General features: G+C 70.8%; 15 protein-coding genes. 13 read left to right on the forward strand and 2 right to left on the reverse strand.

Annotated features, from left to right (window positions below; translation table 11 throughout):
- Window positions 1-31 precede the first annotated feature (31 nt).
- The 13 genes from iolC (at window position 32) to iolG (ending at window position 20,871) form a co-directional block, all read left to right on the forward strand.
- Window positions 32-1,975: a 5-dehydro-2-deoxygluconokinase gene (gene iolC / locus QMK61_RS13375; RefSeq protein WP_302072719.1), complete on the forward strand. Its 1,944-nt coding sequence runs from the start codon at window positions 32-34 to the stop codon at window positions 1,973-1,975.
- Window positions 1,972-3,879: a 3D-(3,5/4)-trihydroxycyclohexane-1,2-dione acylhydrolase (decyclizing) gene (iolD, locus tag QMK61_RS13380; RefSeq protein ID WP_302072720.1), complete on the forward strand. Its 1,908-nt coding sequence runs from the start codon at window positions 1,972-1,974 to the stop codon at window positions 3,877-3,879. Before iolC ends, iolD begins: the two co-directional genes overlap by 4 nt.
- Window positions 3,872-4,801: a myo-inosose-2 dehydratase gene (gene iolE, locus QMK61_RS13385; RefSeq protein WP_302072721.1), complete on the forward strand. Its 930-nt coding sequence runs from the start codon at window positions 3,872-3,874 to the stop codon at window positions 4,799-4,801. The genes iolD and iolE overlap by 8 nt, the downstream gene beginning before the upstream one ends.
- Window positions 4,798-5,592 (forward strand): 5-deoxy-glucuronate isomerase, encoded by a 795-nt coding sequence (gene iolB / locus QMK61_RS13390; RefSeq protein WP_302072722.1) that lies wholly within the window; start codon window positions 4,798-4,800, stop codon window positions 5,590-5,592. The genes iolE and iolB overlap by 4 nt, the downstream gene beginning before the upstream one ends.
- Window positions 5,593-5,770: 178 nt before the next feature.
- The gene (locus tag QMK61_RS13395; protein ID WP_302072723.1) at window positions 5,771-7,297 is read left to right on the forward strand and encodes a CoA-acylating methylmalonate-semialdehyde dehydrogenase; all 1,527 of its coding nucleotides are present in this window, start codon (window positions 5,771-5,773) and stop codon (window positions 7,295-7,297) included.
- 268 nt (window positions 7,298-7,565) lie between these two features.
- Complete coding sequence (locus tag QMK61_RS13400; RefSeq protein ID WP_302072724.1) at window positions 7,566-9,992, forward strand: GH92 family glycosyl hydrolase; 2,427 nt, start codon at window positions 7,566-7,568, stop codon at window positions 9,990-9,992.
- Between the two features lie 124 nt (window positions 9,993-10,116).
- Window positions 10,117-12,657: a TonB-dependent receptor gene (locus QMK61_RS13405; protein WP_302072725.1), complete on the forward strand. Its 2,541-nt coding sequence runs from the start codon at window positions 10,117-10,119 to the stop codon at window positions 12,655-12,657.
- 4 nt (window positions 12,658-12,661) lie between these two features.
- Window positions 12,662-13,828 (forward strand): phosphatidylinositol-specific phospholipase C1-like protein, encoded by a 1,167-nt coding sequence (locus QMK61_RS13410; protein ID WP_302072726.1) that lies wholly within the window; start codon window positions 12,662-12,664, stop codon window positions 13,826-13,828.
- Window positions 13,825-15,369, forward strand: coding sequence for a CehA/McbA family metallohydrolase (locus tag QMK61_RS13415; protein ID WP_302072727.1), 1,545 nt, complete (start codon window positions 13,825-13,827; stop codon window positions 15,367-15,369). The genes QMK61_RS13410 and QMK61_RS13415 overlap by 4 nt, the downstream gene beginning before the upstream one ends.
- 374 nt (window positions 15,370-15,743) lie before the next feature.
- Window positions 15,744-16,721: a carbohydrate kinase gene (locus QMK61_RS13420; protein ID WP_302072728.1), complete on the forward strand. Its 978-nt coding sequence runs from the start codon at window positions 15,744-15,746 to the stop codon at window positions 16,719-16,721.
- Window positions 16,718-18,973, forward strand: coding sequence for a GH92 family glycosyl hydrolase (locus tag QMK61_RS13425; protein ID WP_302072729.1), 2,256 nt, complete (start codon window positions 16,718-16,720; stop codon window positions 18,971-18,973). The genes QMK61_RS13420 and QMK61_RS13425 overlap by 4 nt, the downstream gene beginning before the upstream one ends.
- Before the next feature lie 40 nt (window positions 18,974-19,013).
- Window positions 19,014-19,877, forward strand: coding sequence for a MurR/RpiR family transcriptional regulator (locus QMK61_RS13430; RefSeq protein WP_302072730.1), 864 nt, complete (start codon window positions 19,014-19,016; stop codon window positions 19,875-19,877).
- Complete coding sequence (gene iolG / locus QMK61_RS13435) at window positions 19,870-20,871, forward strand: inositol 2-dehydrogenase (RefSeq protein WP_302072731.1); 1,002 nt, start codon at window positions 19,870-19,872, stop codon at window positions 20,869-20,871. The genes QMK61_RS13430 and iolG overlap by 8 nt, the downstream gene beginning before the upstream one ends.
- A 309-nt stretch (window positions 20,872-21,180) precedes the next feature.
- Here iolG and QMK61_RS13440 read toward each other — a convergent pair whose 3' ends face one another.
- Window positions 21,181-21,621 carry a MarR family transcriptional regulator gene (locus QMK61_RS13440; protein ID WP_302072732.1) on the reverse strand — a complete coding sequence of 147 codons (441 nt, stop codon included), beginning with the start codon at window positions 21,619-21,621 and terminating at the stop codon, window positions 21,181-21,183.
- Window positions 21,618-23,060 carry an MFS transporter gene (locus QMK61_RS13445; RefSeq protein WP_302072733.1) on the reverse strand — a complete coding sequence of 481 codons (1,443 nt, stop codon included), beginning with the start codon at window positions 23,058-23,060 and terminating at the stop codon, window positions 21,618-21,620. The genes QMK61_RS13440 and QMK61_RS13445 overlap by 4 nt, the downstream gene beginning before the upstream one ends.
- Window positions 23,061-23,113: the final 53 nt, after the last annotated feature.

Consider the following 23,113-nt stretch of genomic DNA (forward strand, 5'->3'; position numbering starts at 1 on the left):
GACCGTCCCCACTCCCCCACACTGGCCAGCGATGAACGAACGCACCTACGACCTGATCTGCCTGGGCCGCCTCGCGGTGGATCTCTACGCCCAGCAGCCCGGGGCCCGGCTGGAGGACGCCAGCAGCTTCGCCAAGTACCTGGGCGGCTCGTCCGCGAACGTCGCCTTCGGCACCGCGCGGCTCGGCCTGCGCACGGCGATGCTGAGCCGGGTCGGCGACGACCACATGGGGCGCTTCCTGTGCGAGACGCTGCAGCGCGAAGGCTGCGACACCGGCCAGGTGCGCATCGACCGCGAACGGCTGACCGCGCTGGTGCTGCTCGGCATCGAGGACCGCGACACCTTCCCGCTGATCTTCTACCGCGAGAACTGCGCCGACATGGCGCTGTGCGAGGACGATATCGACGAGGCCTTCGTCGCCTCCGCCCGCGCGCTGGCGATCACCGGCACCCATTTCTCCACGCCCCGCGTGCACGCGGCCAGCGTGAAGGCGCTGGACATCGCGCGCCGCCACGGCGTGCGCACCGTGCTGGACATCGACTACCGCCCGGTGCTGTGGGGCCTCACCGGCCGCGCCGACGGCCAGACCCGCTTCATCGCCGACGCCGGCGTCACCGCGCACCTGCAGGCGATCCTGCCGCGCTTCGACCTGGTCGTCGGTACCGAGGAGGAGTTCCAGATCGCCGGCGGCGCCACCGACCTGGTCGCCGCCCTGCGCGCGGTCCGCGCGGTCACCGCGGCCACCCTGGTGGTGAAGCGCGGCGCATCCGGCTGCAGCGTGCTCGAGGGCGACGTCCCGGCCGACCTCGACCAGGCACCGGGCTACGCCGGTACCCGCGTGGAAGTGCTCAACGTGCTCGGCGCCGGCGACGCCTTCCTGTCCGGCTTCCTGTACGGCTGGCTGCGCGGGGCAGGCATCGAGCGCAGTTGCGCCTACGCCAACGCCTGCGGCGCGCTGGTGGTGTCGCGGCACGGCTGCGCGCCGGCGATGCCCAGCCGCGCGGAGCTGGACTACTTCCTTGCCCGCGGCGAACGCCTGCCACGCCCCGACGCCGACCGCGAACTGGCCCACCTGCACCGCGCCAGCGTGCCGCGCCGGGCCTGGAACGACCTGCACGTGTTCGCCTTCGACCATCGCAGCCAGTTCCACGAGCTGGCGCGCGAGTGCGGCGCGGACGAATCGCGCCTGCCGCGGCTCAAGCAACTGCTGGTCGAGGCGGTGGCCCGCACCGAGCAGGCACTCGGCCTGCACGGGCGCGTGGGCGTGCTGATCGACCAGCGCTACGGCCAGGACGCCCTGCACGCGGCCACCGGTCGCGGCTGGTGGATCGGCCGCCCGGTGGAGATGCCCGGCTCCAACCCGCTGGAGTTCGAGTTCGGCCGCTCGGTCGGCAGCCAGCTGCAGCACTGGCCCGCCGAACACGTCGTCAAATGCCTGGTGCCGTTCGATCCCGACGGCGAGCCGGAAGCGCGGCTGGAGCAGGAAACCCAGTTGTGCACGCTGTACGACGCCGTGCTGCACAGCGGCCATGAGCTGCTGCTGGAAGTGATCCCGCCGCCGAACCCGGACGCCACCGGCACGCCCGGCGAGCGCGTGCTGCGCGCGATGAAGCGCATCTACAACTTGGGGCTCCGCCCCGAGTGGTGGAAGCTGGCGCCGCTGCCGGCACCGGACTGGGCCGCGATCGACGCACTGATCGCCGCGCGCGATCCGTACTGCCGCGGCGTCGTGCTGCTCGGCCTCAACGCGCCGTTCGCCGAGCTGGCCGAGGGCTTCCAGGCCGCCGCGCGCAGCGCCAGCTGCCGCGGCTTCGCGGTCGGCCGCAGCCTGTTCCTGGGGCCGGCGCGGGCGTGGCTGCAGGGCGGGATCGACGACGCGGCGCTGGTGACGGACGCCGCCCGCCAGTTCGCCGAACTCGCGGACCTGTGGCGGCAGGCGCGCGGGTCGCGCATGCACGACGGGGTCGCGGCATGAGCGCCACCGTGCGATTGACGATGGCGCAGGCGCTGGTGCGTTACCTCGCCGCGCAGCGGGTGCGCGACGAGGACAGCGGTGCGCTGCTGCCGCTGTTCGCGGGCGTGTTCGCGATCTTCGGCCACGGCAACGTGGCCGGCCTCGGCGAGGCGCTGTACCACGCGCGCGAACGGTTGCCGACGTGGCGCGCGCACAACGAGCAGGCGATGGCCCACGCCGCGATCGCCTACGCCAAGGCGCGGATGCGGCGACAGATGATGGCGGTGACCACGTCGATCGGCCCCGGTGCCACCAACCTGCTCACCGCCGCCGCGCTGGCCCATGTCAACCGCCTGCCGGTCTTGCTGCTGCCGGGCGACGTGTTCGCCTCGCGCGCGCCCGACCCGGTGCTGCAGCAACTGGAGGAGCCCGGCGACGGCACGGTGAGCGTCAACGACTGCTTCCGCCCGGTGTCGCGCTACTTCGACCGCATCGTGCGGCCGGAGCAACTGCTCAGCGCCCTGCCGCGCGCGCTGCACGTGCTGACCGATCCCGCGCTGTGCGGCCCGGCCACCCTCGCGCTGCCGCAGGACGTGCAGGCCGAGGCCTGGGACTGGCCGGAAAGCTTCTTCGCCGAGCGCGTGCATGCGTTCCGCTGCATGCCGCCGGCCGACGACGCCATCGCCGAGGCCGCGCAGGCCTTGCGCGAAGCACAGCGGCCGGTGCTGATCGCCGGCGGCGGCGCGCTCTATGCCGGCGCCGGCGAGGCGTTGCGCCGCTTCGCCGAGACGCACGGCGTGCCGGTGGCCGAGACCCAGGCCGGCAAGGGCGCGCTGGCGTGGCACCACCCGCTGCTGCTGGGGCCGGCCGGCGTCAGCGGCGGCACCGCCGCCAACGGGCTGCTGGCCGAGGCCGACCTGGTGCTGGCGGTCGGCACCCGCCTGCAGGACTTCACCACCGGCTCCAACGCGCTGTACCGCGCGGCGCGCATCGTCACCCTCAACGTCGACGGTTTCGATGCGCTGAAGGGCGGCGGCGTGCAAGTCGTCGCCGATGCGCGGCTGGGGCTCGACGCGCTGTCCGCCGCGCTCGGCCCGTGGCGCACCGACGACGCCTGGCGCACGCGCGCCGAACGCGCCGCGGCGGACTGGCGCGCCATCGTGGACCGCGTCACCGGCCGGCGCGAATTGCCGGCGGGCACGCTGCCCTACGAAGGCGAAGTCATCGGCGCGGTGCAGCGTTCGTGCGCCGACTCCGCGCGCCACGACATCGTAGTCGGCGCCGCCGGCACGCTGCCGGCCGAGCTGGAAAAGCTGTGGCGCACCGAGACGCCCGGCGGCTACCACATGGAATACGGCTACTCCTGCATGGGCTACGAGATCGCCGGCGGCCTGGGCGTGAAGATGGCCCGGCCCGAGCGCGAGGTGGTCGTGATGGTCGGCGACGGCAGCTACCTGATGCTCAACGCCGAGATCGCCACCTCGGTGATGCTCGGCCGCAAGCTGGTCGTGATCGTGCTGGACAACCGCGGCTTCGGCTGCATCGACCGGCTGCAGCAGGCCTGCGGCGGCGCGCCGTTCAACAACATGCTGGGCGATTGCCTGCACGGCCCGGACGGCGTACCGGCCATCGACTTCGCGGCGCACGCGCGCGCGATGGGCGCCGAGGCGGAACACGTGCGCGACCTCGCCGGACTCGAACAGGCGCTACAGCGCGCCCGCGCCGCCACCCGCACCTACCTGATCGCCATCGACACCGACCACCGCCGCACCACCGCCGAGGGCGGCTGCTGGTGGGAGGTGGCCGTGCCCGAGGTGTCCGGGCGCGAAAGCGTGCGTGCCGCGCGGCGCGAGTACGAGGCGGCCGTGCAGAAACGGTCCGGTTCCAACCCCGGGAAGAATCAGGATGGGAAGACCCATGACTGACCAGGCAGCCACCCGCCCCTTCGAGGTGAAGATCGGCATCAACCCGATCGGCTGGAGCAACGACGACCTGCCCGCGCTGGGCGGCGAGACGCCGTTGGCGACCGCGCTGGCCGAGGGCCGCGCGATCGGCTACCAGGGCTTCGAGCTGGGCAACAAGTTCCCGCGCGAGCCGGCGGCCCTGCGCGTGCTGATGGCCGCCTACGGGCTGGAGGTGGTGTCCGGCTGGTACTCGGGCCGGCTCGCGCAGCGTTCGGTGGAGGAAGAAATCGCGGCCGTGGCGCCGCACCTGCGCCTGCTCGCCGAAAACGGCTGCGCGGTGATGGTGTACGGCGAGGTGGCCGATGCGATCCAGGGCGAGCCGTCGGTGCCGCTGTACAAGCGGCCGCGCTTCCGCGACGACGACGCCTTCAAGCGCTACGGCGAACGGCTCACCGCGTTCGGCCGCCACCTGCTGCGGCACGGCGTGCGGCTGGCCTACCACCACCACATGGGCGCCTACGTGGAATCGCCCGGCGACATCGACCGCCTGATGGCACGCACCGGCCAGGAGGTGGGCTTGCTGTTCGACAGCGGCCACGCGTACTTCGGCGGTGGCGATCCGCTGGCCATCCTCGACCGGCACATCGACCGCGTCTGCCACGTGCACTGCAAGGACGTGCGCCCGGCGATGGTCCGCCACGCGTTCAACCGCCAGTGGAGCTTCCTCGACGCGGTGTTGAACGGCGTGTTCACCGTGCCCGGCGACGGCGCCATCGACTTCGCCGCGATCGTCGAGCGTCTGCGCGCGCACGGCTACCGGGGCTGGCTGGTGGTCGAGGCCGAACAGGATCCCGCCGTCGCGCCCAGCTACGCCTATGCCGCCAAGGGCTACCGCACCCTGCGCGCGCTGGTCGACGGTTCACCGTATCGGGAGGTCGCATGAGCCTGCTGGTGAAGGGGCGGCCGCAGGGCCGCGAGATCGTCAAGGTCACCCCGGCGTCGGCGGGCTGGAAGCACGTGGGCTTCGAAGCCCTGCGCCTGGCGCCGGGCGAACGCCTGCAGCTGGTGCTGCCGGACGGCCGCGAAGGCTGCCTGGTCGTGCTCACCGGCAGCGCCGACGTACTGGCCGATGCGCAGCGCTTCGAGCACCTGGGTGGCCGCGCCAGCGTGTTCGACGAACGCGCGCCCGACGCCGTCTACGCCCCGCCCGGCACCCGCTTCGAGGTGACCGCGCACGACGCGGTGGAACTGGCGCTGGCCACCGCGCCGGCGAGCGGAAAGTTGCCGGTGCGCCTGCTGCCCGCCGCCGGCATGAAGCGCTCGGTGCGCGGCCAGGGCAGCAACACCCGCTACATCTGCGACATCCTGCCGGAGACCGAGCCCGCCGAGTCGCTGCTGGTGGTGGAGGTGGTCACGCCGGCGGCGCACTCCTCCAGCTACCCGCCGCACAAGCACGACACCGACCGGCTGCCCGACGAGAGCGCGCTGGAGGAAACCTACTACCACCGCATCGACCCGCCGCAGGGCTTCGCCTTCCAGCGCGTCTACACCGACGCGCGCGACCTCGACGAGTCGATGGCGGCGGGCGACCACGACGTGGTGATGGTGCCGCGCGGCTACCACCCGGTGGTAATGCCGCACGGCTATCGCGGCTACTACCTCAACGTGATGGCCGGGCCGCGGCGCGAGTGGCATTTCAGGAACGACCCGGCGCACGACTGGTTGATGACTTAACTCCTTCTCCCCTCTGGGGAGAAGGTGGCCCGAGGGTTGGATGAGGGGCGGGTGCTCGCGACGAGCATCGATCGACGCACGACTTCGATGGAAATTTCCCGCAAGAACCGCCCCTCACCCCGGCCCTCTCCCCGGAGGGGAGAGGGAGCAAACCGCGCATCTTTGAGAGGTATTCGACATGTCCGCCCAAGCTTCCGCATCCACCCCGGCGCCGACCACGATCGGCCACTACATCGGCGGCCAGCACCACGCCGGCCGCGGCGCCCGGATGCCCCTGCACAATCCCGCCAGCGGCGCGCAGATCGGCGAGATCACGCTGGCCACTCCGGAAGAAGTGGACGCCTGCGTGAAGGCCGCGGAAGCCGCCTTCCCCGCCTGGGCGCAGACGCCGCCGCTGAAGCGGGCGCGGGTGATGTTCCGTTTCCGGGAACTGCTCGAACGCGACATGGACCAGCTCGCCGCCACGATCACCCGCGAGCACGGCAAGCTGCTTTCCGACGCCCGCGGCGAACTGCAGCGCGGGCTGGAGGTGGTCGAGTACGCCTGCGGCATTCCCGAGCTGCTGAAGGGCGACTACACCGGGCAGGTCGCCCACGGCATCGACGCCTGGACGGTGCGCCAGCCGCTGGGCGTGTGCGCCGGCATCACGCCGTTCAACTTCCCGGCGATGGTGCCGATGTGGATGTTCCCGATGGCGCTCGCCTGCGGCAACAGCTTCGTGCTGAAGCCGTCCGAACGCGATCCCGGCGCCAGCCTGCTGCTGGCCGGACTGCTGACCGAGGCCGGCCTGCCGGACGGCGTGTTCAACGTACTGCAGGGCGACAAGGGCGCCGTGGACGCGCTGCTGGACCATCCGCGGGTGCGCGCGGTGAGCTTCGTCGGCTCCACGCCGGTGGCCGAGGCCATCTACGCTCGCGGCGCCGCGAGCGGCAAGCGCGTGCAGGCGCTCGGCGGCGCCAAGAACCACATGGTGGTGATGCCGGACGCCGACCTGGACAAGGCCGCCGATGCGCTGGTCGGCGCCGGCTACGGCGCGGCGGGCGAGCGCTGCATGGCGATCTCGGTCGCGGTGGCGGTGGGCGACGCCACCGCCGACGCCCTGGTCGAGAAGCTCGCGCCCAGGGTACGCGCGCTGCGCGTCGGCGACGGCATGGACGCGCAGGCCGAGATGGGGCCGCTGATCACCGCCCAGCACCGCGACAAGGTCGCCGGCTACATCGCCGACGGCGTCGCCGCGGGCGCCGAGCTGGTGGTGGACGGGCGCGACTGCCGTGTGGCCGGCCGCGAGCACGGCTACTTCCTCGGCGGCAGCCTGTTCGACCGCGTCACCCCGGACATGCGCATCTACCGCGACGAGATCTTCGGGCCGGTGCTGTGCGTGGTGCGCGTGGCCGACCTCGCCGCCGCGCTCGCGCTGATCGGGGACAGCGACTACGGCAACGGCACCGCGATCTTCACCCGCGACGGCCACGCGGCGCGCGAGTTCGCCCACCACGTGGACGCCGGCATGGTCGGCGTCAACGTGCCGATCCCGGTGCCGATGGCGTTCCACGGCTTCGGCGGCTGGAAGAAGAGCCTGCTGGGCGACCACCACGCCTACGGCCCCGAAGGCGTGCGCTTCTACACCCGGCAGAAGGCGGTGACGCAACGCTGGCTGGCCGACGCCGCGGGCCACGGCGCGCAGTTCGCCATGCCGACGCACTGAACCCGCCGCGCGCGGGCCGCGCCGGACAGCAGCGACCGATAAACCCGGTCGACGGAAACCTTTAACCGTTTCCTCGGCCAGCGGTCATGCTCCGGTCATGAACAGAATTTAATTTCCATGATTACTAATTTGTGCAATGCAAATTGCAAATGGGTAGAAGCGCACGCATCCTTGCTCCATCAGCGCGGCAGCGTCTCCGGATGCCGTTGCGACCGCGCCGGGTGCAGTGCCTTTTCCTGTCGTCGATTTGCGTAGGGGGAGAGCGTGAATGGTGACCCGCAGACAGTTCCTGCAAGGCGCGGCCTCGCTGGCGCTGCTTGGTAGCCGGCCGGGCCGATCGTCGGCGTTCGCCGCTGCCGGGCGCGCCGCGCCCGCGACCGATGCGGCGACGGCCGGCGGCTGGACCCGCCACGTCGACGTGTTCACCGGCACCGGCGGGCACGGACATACCTATCCCGGCGCCTCGCTGCCGTTCGGCATGGTGCAGCTCAGCCCCGACACCCACGAAAGCGGCTGGGACGCCGCCTCGGGCTACCACCAGGGCGACGGCTCGATCATGGGCTTCTCGCATACCCATCTCAGTGGCACCGGCATCGGCGACATGCTCGACGTGCTGTTGATGCCCGCACAGGGCCCGGTGCTGCTGCAACCGGGCCGCCGCGGCCTGCCGGACGGCAACTTCCACTCGAAGTACGACGGCGTGCCGAATCCCAGGGCGCTTCTGCCGGACAACCATGCGCAACCGGGGCGCGGCTACCGCTCGCGCTACGACCAGGCCTCCGAGCAGGCGCAGCCGGGCTACTACCGGGTGCGCCTCAGCGACCACGACATCCTCGCCGAGCTGACCGCCACGCTGCGCGCCGGCCTGCATCGCTACACCTTCGCCCGCAAGGGCGCGGGGCACCTGCTGCTCGACCTCGCCCACGGCTACCACACCGATCCGGCGCAGCCGGCGAAGATCACCGATGCCGAGCTGCGCGTGGTCGGCGACGACACCCTGGTCGGCGGCCGCCGCGTGCACGCCTGGGCCGACGGCCGGCACGTCTACTTCGCGTTGAAGCTGTCGCGCCCGTTCACCCGCGCCGAGCTGTACTCGGACGACCAGCCGCTGCACGGCGCGAAACAGGCGAAGGGCGCCCACCTCAAGGCCGCGCTGCACGTCGCCGACGCCGGCAGTGCGCCACTGCTGGTGAAGGTGGGCCTCTCGGCGGTGGACACCGACGGCGCGCTGCGCAACCTCGACACGGAAATCCCCGGCTGGGATTTCGAGCAGGTGCGGCACGCCGCCACCGCCAGCTGGGAGCGCGAGCTGGGCCGCATCCGCGTGCAGGACGCGCCCGCCCCGGTGCTGAAGACCTTCTACAGCGCGCTGTACCACACCCTGCTGGCACCCACCCTGTTCAGCGACGTCGACGGCCGCTATCGCGGCATGGACCAGGCCGTGCACCAACTGCCGCAGGGCCGGCACAACTACAGCACCTACTCGCTGTGGGACACCTACCGCGCGCAGCATCCGCTGCTCACCCTGGTCCAGCCCGAGCGCGTGCCCGACCTCGTCGATGGCCTGGTGCGCATGGCGGTCGAGAGTCCGGACGGCCCGCCGGTATGGCCGCTGCAAGGCATCGAGACCGGCTGCATGATCGGCTACCACTCCGCGGTGGTGCTGGCCGAGGCGCACGCCAAGGGCTTCAAGAGCATCGACTACGCCAGGGCCTGGCCGGTGTTCCGCAAGCGCGCGATGGACGACGACTACCGCGGCCTGTCGTACTACCGCAAGCTCGGCTACCTCCCCAGCGACAAGGAGGCCGAGGCAGTCAGCAAGACGCTGGAATACGCCTACGACGACTGGGCCATGGCGCATCTGGCCGAGGCGGTGGGCGCGCACGACGACGCGAAGACCCTGCGCCAGCGCTCGCGCAACTATCGCCACCTGTTCGACGCGAAAAGCGCGTTCATGCGCCCGCGCGGCAGCGACGGCGCGTGGCTGCAGCCGTTCGATCCGCGCGGCATGGGCCATTCGAAGCAGTGGCGCGACTTCACCGAGTCCAACGCCTGGCAGGCCACCTTCCTCAACCAGCACGACCTGTACGAATACATCAGGCTGTTCGGCGGCGACGCCGCCTTCGTGGCGAAGCTCGACGGCCTGTTCGAGGCGGACCCCACCCTGCCCGCCGACGCGCCGGCGGACATCGCCGGCATGGTCGGCCAGTACGCGCACGGCAACGAGCCCAGCCACCACGTGGCCTACCTCTACGCCTACGCCGGCGCGCACCACAAGACCCAGGCGCGCGTGCGCATGCTGCTGGAAGGCATGTACGCGGCGGCGCCGGACGGCATCGCCGGCAACGAGGACTGCGGCCAGATGAGCGCGTGGTACGTGATGAGCGCGCTGGGCCTGTACGCGGTCGACCCGGTCAGCGCCCACTACGTGTTCGGCAGCCCGCTGCTCGCCCATGCGGAGATCGACGTCGGCCGCGGACGGGTGCTCACGGTGCGCAGCCGGGGCAACGGACCGGGCCGCCCGTACATCCAGTCGGTCGCATGGAACGGCCGGCCATGGACGAAAAGCTGGATCGGCCATGCCGAGCTGGCGCGGGGCGGCACGCTGGAGTTTGTGATGGGCGCCACGCCAAACCAGCGCTTCGGCACCGCCCCCGCCGACCGTCCGCCCTCCTTCGGCAGCGCCGCGGCCTGACCGCCGATGCAGTCGCGCGCTCCCGCTTCCGTCATGCCCAGGCCATCGACCACAACGACGATAGCGCTCCGAAGCGCTGTCGCTTCCCGACCAGACGCCACCACCATCCAACCGGAGATCCGCGATGCGTCCCAACACCGTCAGTAGTGCGATCCGCACGGCCCTGCTCGGCAGCCTGCTGCTCGCCGGCGCCGTGCCCGCCTTCGCCCAGGACAGCGGCACGACCCGCCAGGGCACGCCCGCCACCCAGGCCGACCAGACCAAGGCCAAGGACCTCAACACCGTCGTCGTCACCGCCCGCTCCGGCGTGGAGACCCGCACCAAGGCCGAGACCAGCTACTCGATCACCACCATCGACGAAGACCGCCTGCGCATGCAGGCGCCAACCTCGGTCACCGAGGCGATGAAATCGGTGCCCGGCTTCTGGGTCGAGGCGTCGGGCGGCGAGGCCAGCGGCAACATCCGCGCGCGCGGCATCCCGGTCGACGGCTTCGGCTCGGTCACCCTGCTGGAGGACGGCATGCCGGTGCAGCACGACCCGGCGCTGGGCTACCTCAACGCCGACCAGGCCTTCCGCCTGGACGAGACGATTGAACGCATCGAGGTGGTGCGCGGCGGTCCCTCGTCGGTGTTCTATTCGAACGCGCCGGCCGGCGCGATCAACTTCATCCCGCGCCGCGTGGGCGACACGCCCGAGGGCCTGTTCAAGTACACCACCGGCAACTACGGCCTGAACCGCGCCGACTTCTGGTACGGCACGCCGGTGGGCGACGGCTGGAAGTTCGGCGTGGGCGGCTTCTACCGCAAGGACAACGGCATCCGCAACCCGGGCTTCGACGCCAACAAGGGCGGCCAGATCCGCATGAACATCGCCAAGGACTTCGAACACGGCAGCTTCAGTGCGGACGTCAAGCACATGGACGACGACGTCGCCCTGTACCTGGGCATCCCCATGCGCACCACCGCCAACGGCGACATCCGCGCGGTGCCCGGCTTCAACGGCAACTTCGGCACGCTGGCCGGGCCGGAGACCGAGCACGCCATGATGAAGGAGGCCAACGGCGGCCTGTACGACTTCGACAACAGCAAGGGCACCCACGTCAAGCGCGACCAGCTCACGCTGAAGTTCAACCACGACCTGGGCGCCGACTGGAAGCTCGCCGAGTCGATGCGCTACAGCGACACCAAGACGCAGCGCAACGGCATGTTCCCCAACGCGCTGTCGAGCGCCGACAAATTCCTGACTTCCGCGTCGAACCTCAAGGCCTGGGCGCCCTACCTGCCGGCCGGCACCACCGGCCTGGAGCTGCGCTACGTCGACAACCCGGCGCAGGTGTTCGACAACAAAGGCCAGAACGGCAACGGCCTGGTGGTGATCGGCGGCCTGCGCGGCGTCACCATGCCGCTGCAGGAGTTCGACAACGACCTGCGGCTGCTGCGCAAGTTCGACATCGGCGGGCAGAGCCACGACGTCACCATCGGCTACTACCGCGCCCACTTCAACCAGGGCTTCAGCCGCTACTCCTCCACCGTGCTGCTGGACGCGCGCGACCGCGCGCGCCTGCTCGACCTGGTGGCGGTGGGCGCCAACGGCCAGCCGCTGGGCACCCTCACCGACAACGGCTTCTACAGCTACGGCTACGAATGGGAGAACGCCAACGGCAGCTCGACCACCAACGCGCTGTACCTGTCCGACGAGTGGCAGGTCACCGACGCCCTGCGCATCGACGGCGGCGTGCGCTGGGAGCATGTGAACACCAAGGGCTGGGTCGAGCTGAAGCAGAACGTCAACCTCGGCACCTTCCCCACCTCCAGCATGAAGACCGGCACCGGCCAGACCGTCAGCTACGACCACGGCTTCCACAAGCTGGGCTGGACGCTGGGCGTCAACTACCAGTTCTCCGACCGCACCGGCGTGTTCGCGCGCTGGACGCCCACCTACCGCCTGCCCAACCTCAGCACCTACATCACCAACGCCACCGCCACGCCGCTGATCCAGACCATGAAGCTGGGCGAGGTCGGCTACAAGTTCTCCAACCGCTGGCTGGACCTGTACGCCACCGCGTTCTACACCAAGTACGACGACGTCGGCTTCAGCAACTACGTGTTCGACCCCAACAACAACACCTCGGTGGCGCAGACCGGCTACGCCAGCACCAAGACCAAGGGCCTGGAGCTGGAGACCACCTGGTTCCCGACGGACTGGTTCGACGTGCAGCTGACCGCCACCTACCAGGACCCGAAGTACGAAGGCCTGCGCTACACCGACAAGGATGCCAGCGGCGGCCCGGTGCTGCGCAACTACACCGGCAACCAGCTGATCCGCGTGCCGAAGATGAGCTACCGCGTCGTGCCCGGCCTGAACCTGCTCGACGGCAGGCTGCGCCTGCAGCTGGCCTACGAGCACGAGGGCCAGCGCTACGTGGACACCGCCAACTCGGTGAAGCTGCCGGCGTACGACGTGCTGAGCGCCAGCGCCCGCTACGACGTGCTGACCAACCTCTCGCTGTTCCTGTACGCCGACAACATGACCAACTCGCTCGGCCTGACCGAGGGCAACCCGCGCGCCGGCGAGCTGGCCAGTTCCGACGTGGGCGCCAACACCTTCATCGCGCGCCCGATCCTCGGCCGCGCCTACCGCGCCGCCGTCATGTACCGGTTCTGAGGGGATGAGCACGCTGCCCCACCTGCGCCGCTGCGCCCTTGCCGCCGCGCTCGCACTGCTGCCATGGACGGCGGCATGGGCCGGCTGCGACCTGGAAAAGGCCTCGCCCGGCTGCGACCTGGCCGCGCTGGACCGCACCCTGCACATGAACGACCTGCAGGCGGTCGGCACGCACAACAGCTACAAGCAGGCCATGCCGCCGGCCGAACTGGCCGCCCACCGCGCCCGCGACCCGCGCGCCGACGGCATCGACTACGGCCACCGCCCGCTCGGCGAGCAGCTCGACCACGGCGCGCGCACGCTGGAGCTGGACGTCTACTACGACCCGAAGGGCGGCTACTACGCGCACCCGCCCGGCGCGCTGCGCAAGGGCTACGCCCGTTCGCCGTGGTCGCCCGCCGCGACGCTGCAGATGCAGCAGCCGGGCTTCAAGGTGATGCACATGGCGGACATCGACTTCCGCAGCAGCTGCCAGACCTTCGTCGCCTGCCTCACGATCATCCGCGACTGGTCGCACGCGCATCCGCGGCACGTGCCGATCATGCTGCTGATCAACGCCAAGGACGACCCCGAAGGACCGGGCGCCGTCGCCCCGCTGCGCTTCACCGAGGCCGCATTCGACGCGCTGGACGCGGAGATCCGCTCGGTGCTGTCGCCGGCCGACCTGGTCACGCCCGACGACGTGCAGGGCCGCTACCCGACGCTGCGCGACGCGGTGCGGGCCGGCCACTGGCCCACCCTGGGCCAGGCGCGCGGCAAGGAGTTCTTCGTGCTCGACGAGCACGAGCGCAAGGTCGCGCTCTACCGCGGCGCGCGGCCTTCGCTGGAAGGCCGGGTGATGTTCATCAACACCGGCGAGGACTCGCCCGCCGCGGCCTACCTCACTCTCAACGACCCGCTGGGCGAAGCGGCGAGGATCAGGCGCGACGTCGCCGCCGGCTATATGGTGCGCACCCGCGCCGACGCGGACACCGTCGAGGCGCGCCGCAACGACACCCGCCGCCGCGATGCCGCCTTCGCCAGCGGCGCGCAGTATGTCTCCACCGACTACCTCCGGCCCGACCCGCGCTTCAGCCCGTACCGCGTACAGTTGCCCGGTGCCGGGGCCGCACGCTGCAATCCGCTGCGCGCGCCCGGCTGCCACGCCATCGCCGCGGGAGGACAGCCATGAGTGCGCGCCATCGACGCTTCGGCCTGCTGCTGGCCGGCCTGCTGCTGGCCGGCGCGGTGCCCCCGTACGCCATGGCCGACGCCCCGCAGGCCGTGCACGAACGCCCCGACCTGGTGCTGCGCGGCAGCCTCGACGGCAGCGACAACCACAGCTACCGCGAGCTGCCGTTCAGCGTGCCCGCGGGCACCGGCCGCATCACCGTGAAGTTCGACTACAGCGGCCACGACACGGACCACACCACCATCGACCTGGGCCTGCTCGGGCCGGATGGCTTCCACGGCCAGGACGGCTTCCGCGGCTGGACCGGCGGCTCGAAGCGGCTGTTCACCGTGGCCACCAGCGACGCCACGCCGTCGTTCCTGCCGGGGCCGATCCGGCCGGGCCGCTGGCGCCTGCTGCTCGGCATCCCGAACATCCGCAAGGACAGCCACGCCACCTACACCGCCGAGATCTGGTTCAACCGCCCGGACGATCCCGCCTGGGAACCGGCCGTGCTGAACCCGCCGCTGCGCGACCAGCCCGGCTGGTACCGCGGCGACCTGCACATGCACGACGCGCACAGCGACGGCAGCTGTCCCAGCCAGTCGGGCAAGCGCGTGCCCTGCCCGCTGTTCCTCACCGTGCAGGCGGCGGTGAAGCGCGGGCTGGACTTCATCGCGATCACCGACCACAACACCACCTCGCAGCTCGACGCGATGCGCGAGCTGCAGCCGTACTACGACCGCCTGCTGCTGATCCCCGGCCGCGAGCTGACCACCTTCACCGGCCACGCCGGCCTGTTGGGCACCGCCGCGCCGGTGGACTTCCGCGTCGACGGCAAACACGTGAAGGGCTGGACCGCGCTGGCGAAGCAGGTGGCCCCGCTGCACGGCCTGCTCTCGATCAACCACCCGATCCGCCCCAGCGGCGAGGTCTGCATGGGCTGCGGCTGGACCGCGCAGCCGCCGATCGACATGGCGCGGGTGCAGGCGATCGAGATCGTCAACGGCATCGACGCCGGCACGCCCTTCTCCGGCGTACCGTTCTGGGAGCAGCAGCTGGCCAGGGGCTACCGCATCACCGGCATCGGCGGCAGCGACAACCACAATGCCACGCAGGACACGGTCGGCCTCGGCTCCAACCCGGTCGGCCATCCGATCACCGTGGTCCACGCGCAGGCGCTGTCGATGCGGGCGATCCTCGACGGTGTGCGCGCCGGCCACGTGTTCGTCGATACCGAGGGCAGCCGCGACCGCCTGCTGGAGATGAGCGCGCAGAGCGGCGACCGGCACGCGGCGATGGGTGACGCCATCGATGCCGCCGCCGGCGCTTCGGTGCATGTCGACATCCACGTGGCGCACGCGGCGGGCGCGAAGCTGGTGGTATTCCTGGACGGCAAGCCCTACGTGCCGTCCGTCGACACCGCCCTGGGCAGCGCCGACCAGCACGTCGGCTTCGACTGGCGCAGCGACGGCAGGCGCCACTGGCTGCGCGCGGAAGTGCGCTCCGCCGCCGGCGTGCCGCTGCTGATCGGCAACCCGATCTACGTCAATGCCGACTGACATGACGCCCGGCATGGCATGCACAAGGGAACCTCGAACATCCCCAAACGCCCGTCATCCCGGTGCAGGCCCACTGCTGTGCGGACTATTTCCACTGCCGGATGAGCTCCTCCCCCTGCATGCAGGGGGAGGTTGGGAGGGGGTCACGCTTTGGCTTTCAAGCCAAGAGCACCCCTCCCCAACCCTCCCCTGCACGCAGGGGAGGGCGCCTTTTGCCCCGCCCTTCAAGGCAAACGGGCCATCTTCACCACGCTCCATTGCCGATCCTTGGCGCAAGCGCTTGACCGACATCATCAACTATTCCGGACAGCAGTGGACCAGCACCGGGATGGCAAGCCATCCGAGGCGCCCATGAAGGACCGGGGGAGGTCCCGATGACACGTTCCATCCTCTGCTTCGGCGAGGCGCTGATCGACATGCACGCGCAGGCCTTCGACGGCCGCGGCTTCGCGCAACAGCTGCGGCCGTTCGCCGGCGGGGCGCCGGCCAACACTGCGGTGGCGGTGGCGCGGCTCGGCGGCCACGCGCGTTTCGCCGGCATGCTGGCGCAGGACCGCTTCGGCGACTTCCTGCTCGACAACCTGCAGCAGGCCGGCGTGGACACCGCCGACGTGGCGCGCACCGACGCCGCCAACACCGCGCTGGCCTTCGTCACCCTGGACGCGCGCGGCGAACGCAGCTTCAGCTTCTACCGCCCGCCCGCCGCCGACCTGCTGTTCCGCGCCGAGCACTTCCGCGCCCAGGCCTTCGACGACACCGCCGCCTTCCACGCCTGCTCCAACAGCCTCACCGATCCGCAACTGGCTGACGCGACGCTGGAGGGCATGCGGCGCGCGCGCCGCGCCGGCACCCTGGTCAGCTTCGACCTGAACCTGCGCCCCGCGCTGTGGCCGCGCGACGGCGAACCCCGCGCGCCGTCCTGGCAGGCACTGCAGCTGGCGGACGTGGTGAAGCTGAGCGCCGAGGAATTCGCCTGGCTCGCCGACGACGGCGAAGAGGCGCTGCTGGAGCGCCTGTGGCGCGGCGCCACGCGCCTGCTGGTGGTGACCGACGCGGAACGGCCGTTGCGCTGGTTCCGCCCCGGCGCCCGCGGCGAGCTGCCCGGCTACCGCGTCGACATGGTGGACAGCACCGGCGCGGGCGACGCCTTCGTCGGCGGCCTGCTGCACCAGTTCGCCGTGCAGGGCATCGGCCCCGCCGGGCTCGACGGCTGGATCGACGACCGGCCGCGCCTGCACGCCGCCCTGCGCTACGCCAGCGCCTGCGGCGCGCTGGCGGTGACGCGCCACGGCTCGTTCGCGGCGATGCCTGATGCCGCCGAAGTCGCCCGCTTCATGGAGATGCATGCATGATCACGTCGAACTTCCGCGCCCGCCTCGCCGGTGTCTTCGCGCTGACGCTGGCCGTGCCAGCGACGCCGTTGTTCGCAGCGTCAACCGCGCAGACCACGCCGGTCGACTGGGTCGACCCGCACATCGGCACCGCCGGCATCGGTTCGGAATACGGCGGCACCATGCCGCTGGTGACCACCCCGTTCGGCATGACCAACTGGACCCCGCTGACCCGCCAGAACCGCGTCAGCGTGAGCCCGTACAACGACGCCGACACCCACATCCAGGGCTTCATCGGCACGCACCAGCCGGCGATCTGGATGGGCGACTACGGCTACGTCACCCTGATGCCGGAACTCGACGGCCTGAAGTACGCGCCCGAGGCGCGGCAGCTGAAGTTCTCGCACAAGGACGAGGTGGCCACGCCCTACGGCTATGCGGTGACGATGGACAGCGACGGCCGCCGCATCCGCGCCGAGATGACCGCGACCGACCACTGCGGCTACCTGCGCTTCACCTTCCCGGCGAAGTCCAACGCCGGCGTGCTGGTCGAGGCGACCCGTCCGGGCATCCACGGCTACGTCGAGGTGGACGTGCGCAGGCACGAGATCCGCGGCTACAACCCCGACCGCCAGGACGCCGACCTCGGGCCGCTGAAGCTCCCGAACTTCAAGGGCTACTTCGTGGTGCGCTTCCGGCAGCCGTTCAAGGCGCAGAGCGTCTACCAGGGCGTGCTGGTGCGACCCGGCAACCACACCCAGGTCGAGGGCGACAACGTGGGCGCCTACGTGTCCTTCGACACCGCCGCCGGCCAGCCCATCGAGGCGCAGGTGGGCACCTCGTTCATCAGCCTGGCCCAGGCGCAGGCGAACCTCGGCGCGGAACTGCCGGGCTGGGACTTCGACGGCACGCGCGCGGCGCTCAAGGCCACCTGGAACCGCAAGCTGGGCATCTTCGACATCGACGGCGCTACCACGGCGCAGCGGCACATCTTCTACACCGGGCTCTACCACGCGCTGCTGTACCCGCGGCTGGCCTCCGAGCACGGCCGCTACTACAGCGCCTTCGATGACCAGGTGCACCAGGGCGTCTCCTATACCGACTACTCGATCTGGGACACCTTCCGCGCCGAGAACAGCCTGCTCACCCTGGTCGCGCCCGAACGCATCGACGACATGGTGACGGCGCTGCTGCAGGACGCCGACGAGGGCGGCTGGATGCCGAAGTGGCCCAACCCGTCCTACACCAACATCATGATCGGCACCCACGCCGATTCGCTGGTCGCCGAGGCCATCGCCAAGGGCTTCAAGGGCTTCGACTGGCAGCGCGCCTACGCAGCCGTGCGCAAGGACGCCACCGTGCCGCCGGACGGCGACACCACGCGGCGCTGGTTCGACCGCGAACCGCACACGCCCTACGAGGCGCGTGCCGGGCTGACCTACGCGCTGAAGCTGGGTTACATCCCCGCCGACAAGGTCGCCGAATCGGCCTCCAGCACGCTGGAAGAGGCCTACGACGACTACGCGGTGGCGCAGGTGGCCAAGGCCACCGGCCACGAACAGGACTACGCGCACTTCCTCGAGCGCTCGCTGGACTACCGCAAGCTGTTCAACCCGGCGCGCGGCTTCATGCAGGCCCGCAATGCCGACGGCTCCTGGGCCTCGCCGGACGAAGGCTGGACCGAGGGCGACCAATGGGTCTACCTGTTCGCCGCGCTGCACGACATCGGCGGCACCGTGGCCCTGCTGGGCGGCCCGGCCGCGGCCCAGACGAAGCTGGACGCGCACTTCGACGGTGGCCACAACCACCACGACAACGAGCCCAGCCACCACTACGGCTACCTGTACGACTTCATGGGCGCGCCGTGGAAGACCCAGGCGCGGGTGCGCGCGATCGCCGCCGACGCCTACTCGGACACGCCTACCGGCATCCTCGGCAACGAGGACTGCGGCCAGATGTCCGCCTGGTACGTGTTCACCGCGCTGGGCTTCTACCCGGTCAACCCGGCCTCGGCCGAGTACATGATCGGCAGCCCGCTGTTTTCGCGCGTGGCTGTGCACCTGCCGGGCGGCAGGACGTTCACCATCACCGCGAAGAACAACTCCGCCACCAACGTCTACATCCAGTCGGCCACGCTCAACGGCAAGCCGCTCGACGTCCCGGTGATCAGCCACGCGCAGATCGTGGCCGGCGGCACGCTGGACTTCGTGATGGGGCCGCGCCCCTCGCGCTGGGCCGCCGGTTGGCGACCGCGGCCGGTGGCGGCGGATTGATACACTTGTTGCTACGCACCAACCAATGGCGATGGAACCCATGAGCAGCCCGAAGACCGTCGACGACCTGTTGCTGGACATCGCGCGCGACTTCGAGACGCTGCCGCCGCAGTTGCAGAGCATCGCCAGCTACCTCGAGCGGCAGCGCGCGAACATCATGGTCCAGCGCATCAACGAAGTGGCCGAGGGCAGCGGCGTGCATCCTTCCGCGGTGGTGCGCTTCGCCAAGCGCTTCGGCTTCTCCGGCTTCCGCGAACTGCAGTCGGTGTTCCGCAGCCACTACACCGACACCGTGACGCCGACGCGCAGCTACCAGCAACGCGTGCGCCAGGCGATCGCGGGCGGCCAGGCGATGGGCCCGGCCGAGATCGCGCGGCGCTTCATCGACGCCAGCCGCGCCGGCCTGGACGAGCTGGCCGGCGACTTCGACAACAAGCGCTTCAACGCCGCGGTCGACCTGCTGGTGAAGGCCGAGAACATCTACGTGGTCGCGGTGCGGCGCACCTTCAGCATCGCCAGCTACTTCGTCTACGCGCTGCAGCACACGCACAAGCGGGTGCACCTGGTCAGCGGCCTGGGCGGCATGTACCACGAGCAGATCCGCAGCATCGGCAGGAACGACGTGCTCGTCGCGATCAGCTTCCCGCCGTACGGCCGCGAGACGCTGTACTGCAGCCGGGTGGCACAGCAGCACAAGGCCCACGTGCTGGCCATCACCGACAGCGCGCTCGGCCCGCTGGGCAGCGAGGCCAGGGTCACGCTGAAGGTGAGCGAAGGCAGCGCGTTCGGCTTCCGCGGGCTCGCCAGCACCCTCTGCCTGTGCCAGTCGCTGTTCGTGGCGCTGGCCTACAAGCTCGAACTCAAGCTCGAAGAGACGTCCCACCCTGGGGGATACGATGACTGAACGGATCGACGTCGCCGTCTTCGGCGCCGGCCGCATCGGCACCATCCACGCCGGCAACCTCGCGCGGCACGCCCGCGCGCGGCTGCGCTGCGTGGTGGACATGAACGCGGAGGCGGCCACGGCGCTGGCCGGACGGCATGGCGCACGCGTCGCCTCGGCGGACGAGGCACTGGCCAACCCCGCGGTGCGAGCGGTGATGATCTGCTCCAGCACCGACACGCACGCGGACCTGATCCAGCGCGCCGCAGCGGCCGGCAAGGCGATCTTCTGCGAGAAGCCGGTCGATCTCGACGTGGAACGCGCGCGTGCCTGCGCCGCCGCCGTGCGCGCGGCGGGCGTCACCTGCATGATCGGCTTCCAGCGCCGCTTCGACCCCACCTTCGCCGCGCTCAAGCGGCGCCTGGACGCCGGCGAGATCGGCACGCCGGAAACGCTCGTCATCACCAGCCGCGACCCCGCGCCGCCGCCGGTCGAGTACCTCGCGCGGTCCGGCGGCGTGTTCAAGGACATGCTGATCCACGACTTCGACATCTTCCGCTGGATCCTCGGCGACGAAGCCGTCGCCGTCCACGCCACCGGCGGCTGCCCCGGCCTGCCCGGGGTCGCCGCCGCCGGCGACCTCTCCCACACCGCCGTGACCCTGCGCACCCGCGGCGGCGCGCTGTGCCAGATCAACACCTCGCGCCGCGCCGCCTACGGCTACGACCAGCGCTTCGAAGTGCTCGGCAGCCGCGGCCTGCTGCAGGCCGGCAACGTGCGCCCCACCCAGGTCGTGGCCTGGGGCGAGCAGTCGATCAGCAGCGACACGCCCGAGGCCTTCTTCCTCGAACGCTACCGCGAGGCCTACGCACTGGAGATCGAGCACTTCCTCGACGCGCTGTGCCACGGCACGCCGGTGCGCACCACCCTCGAGGACGGGATCAAGGCGCTGGAACTGGCGGAGCTGGCGACGCGGTCGTGGCGCGAAGGGCGGTCGCTGGACATCGCGGCCTGAGTGCCTCCTACCGCGTCGGGCGAGGTGCAGCGAGAAGGCGAGTCCATTTCTGGTGGCGACCGCCTATCCGGCCCGTCATCCCGGCGCAGGCCGGACAAGCGCGCAGCGCGCAGAACGCCCGCAGGGCGGCCCCGAAGGGGCGAGCGCAGCGAGTCATCCAGTAGCGACCACGCCTGCTCGGGCCTCACGGCTACTGGATGACCAGACCTTCGTCTGTTGATAAGGCGCCTCCGGCCTGCGCCGGAATGACGGGCGAGGGCCATGAGGCCACCGGCCCGTGGTTTTCTACTTCATGGAACGCATGGGTTCTCAGCGTTCGCCGCGCTCGATCCGTTCCAGGATGCGGCGCAGATGCGCGAGGTCGGTCGCCGAGAGCTGCTGCAGGCCCGCCGGCGCGTCGTCGCGCACGGTGCGGTGCATCTGCTCGACGACCTTCCGCCCCGCGCGGGTCAGCGAGACCAGCTTCGCGCGGCGGCTTTCCGGATGCGGCTGCCGCTCGACGAGCCCGCGCCCTTCCAGGTCGTTCACCGCCACGGTGGTGGCCGGTGCGTCGCTGCCGGTGTCGTCGGCGATCTGCCGCAGGGTCATCGGCGCATCCACCAGCCGCCACAGGATGCGCACGCGGCTGAACGGCAGCCCGGTGGCCTCGCTCACCTTGCGGCGCCAGTCGCGGCGCGTTTCCCACACCAGCCCGACCATCCGTTGCCACAGGGCGTCGGCCTCGCTGTCGTTGTCAGTGGGTCGGGTCATGCGGTCGCTCCCGCAGGCGCTTCGTCCAGCAAGTGTGCCGCATGGCGGGTCGTCCCGCGCGCCCATGGCGTGTCGGATAGCCAGCCGAGCACCACCACGGCGACGCCACCGCCGGTGACCAGCCACCAGAAGGGATGCGACGCCTCGGCGAAGCCGTCGTGCACATGCGCGCCCAGGATGGTGCCGGCCAGCGCCACGCCGAGCGACGCGCCGATCTGCCGGCTGGTGGACGCCACCGCCGCGGCGAGGCCGGCCTGCGCCTTGGGCATGCCGGACACGGCGGTGTTGGTGATCGGGGCGTTCACCATGCCGAAGCCGATGCCGAAGATGACGTAGGTGAACAGCAGCAATGACATTGGCGTGGTCGCCGTCAGCCGCGTCATCAGCAGCGCGCTGGCGAGGGTGGCCGCGCCCGAGGCGAGCAGGGACGGGCGCGCCCCGTACGCGCCGACCAGGCGGCCGGACAACGGCGAGCAGAGGATGGTCGCCAGCGCCAGTGGCAGCGTGCACAGGCCGGTCTGGAACGCCGACAGCCCGCGCACGTCCTGCAGGTAGAGCGCGTTGAGGAAGAGGAAGCCGGAGAACGCGGAAAAACTGCATACGGCGATCAGGGTCGCGCTGCTGAACGGCGCGCTGCGGAAGAAGCGCAGGTCGATCAGCGGCTCGCGGCGCCGCGGCTCGTAGGCGAGCAGGGCGCACAGCGACAGCGCGGCCACGGCGAAGAGCCCGACGATCGTCGTCGAACCCCATCCCGCATGCGGGCCTTCGATGACTCCATAGGTCACGCTCGCCAGGATGGTGAACACCAGCCCCTGCCCGACCGGGTCGACCCGCCGCGGATGCGGCGCCCTCGATTCCGGGATGTAGCGCGCCGCCAGCAGCATCGCCGCGGCGCCGACCGGCAGGTTCACCCAGAAGATCGAGCGCCAGCCGACGCTCTCCGTCAGCGCGCCGCCGATCACCGGCCCCAGCGCCATCGACACGCCGGCCACCGCGCCCCAGATGCCGATGGCACGCGCGCGGGCCCTGGGCTCGTGGAAGGTGTTGGCGATGATCGACATGGCGACCGGATTGAGCATGGTGGCGCCCAGCGCCTGCACGACGCGGAACGCGACCAGGCCATGGATGCCCGGCGCCAGGCTGCACAGCAGCGAGCCCAGCATGAACAGCGCCATCCCCGTCATGAACACACGGCGGCGCCCGAAGCGGTCGGCCATCGAACCGGCCAGCATCAGCAGGCTCGCCACCACCATGGTGTAGGCGTCGACCACCCACTGCAGCCAGGAGACCGACGCGGCCAGGTCGCGCCGGATCGACGGCAGCGCGACGTTCACGATGGTGGCGTCCATCGCCACCATCAGCAGGCTCAGGCAGCAGATGGCGAGGATGAGGTTGGGGCGTGCCTGGGCCCGTCCGGGTCCCGATATAGTTGTGTTCATGAAACTATTGTGCATACACAACAATATGCCGTCAAGCGGTCCGGCGGGACCCA

The organism is Fulvimonas sp. R45 (assembly GCF_030504985.1).
Lineage (GTDB): Bacteria > Pseudomonadota > Gammaproteobacteria > Xanthomonadales > Rhodanobacteraceae > Rhodanobacter_A.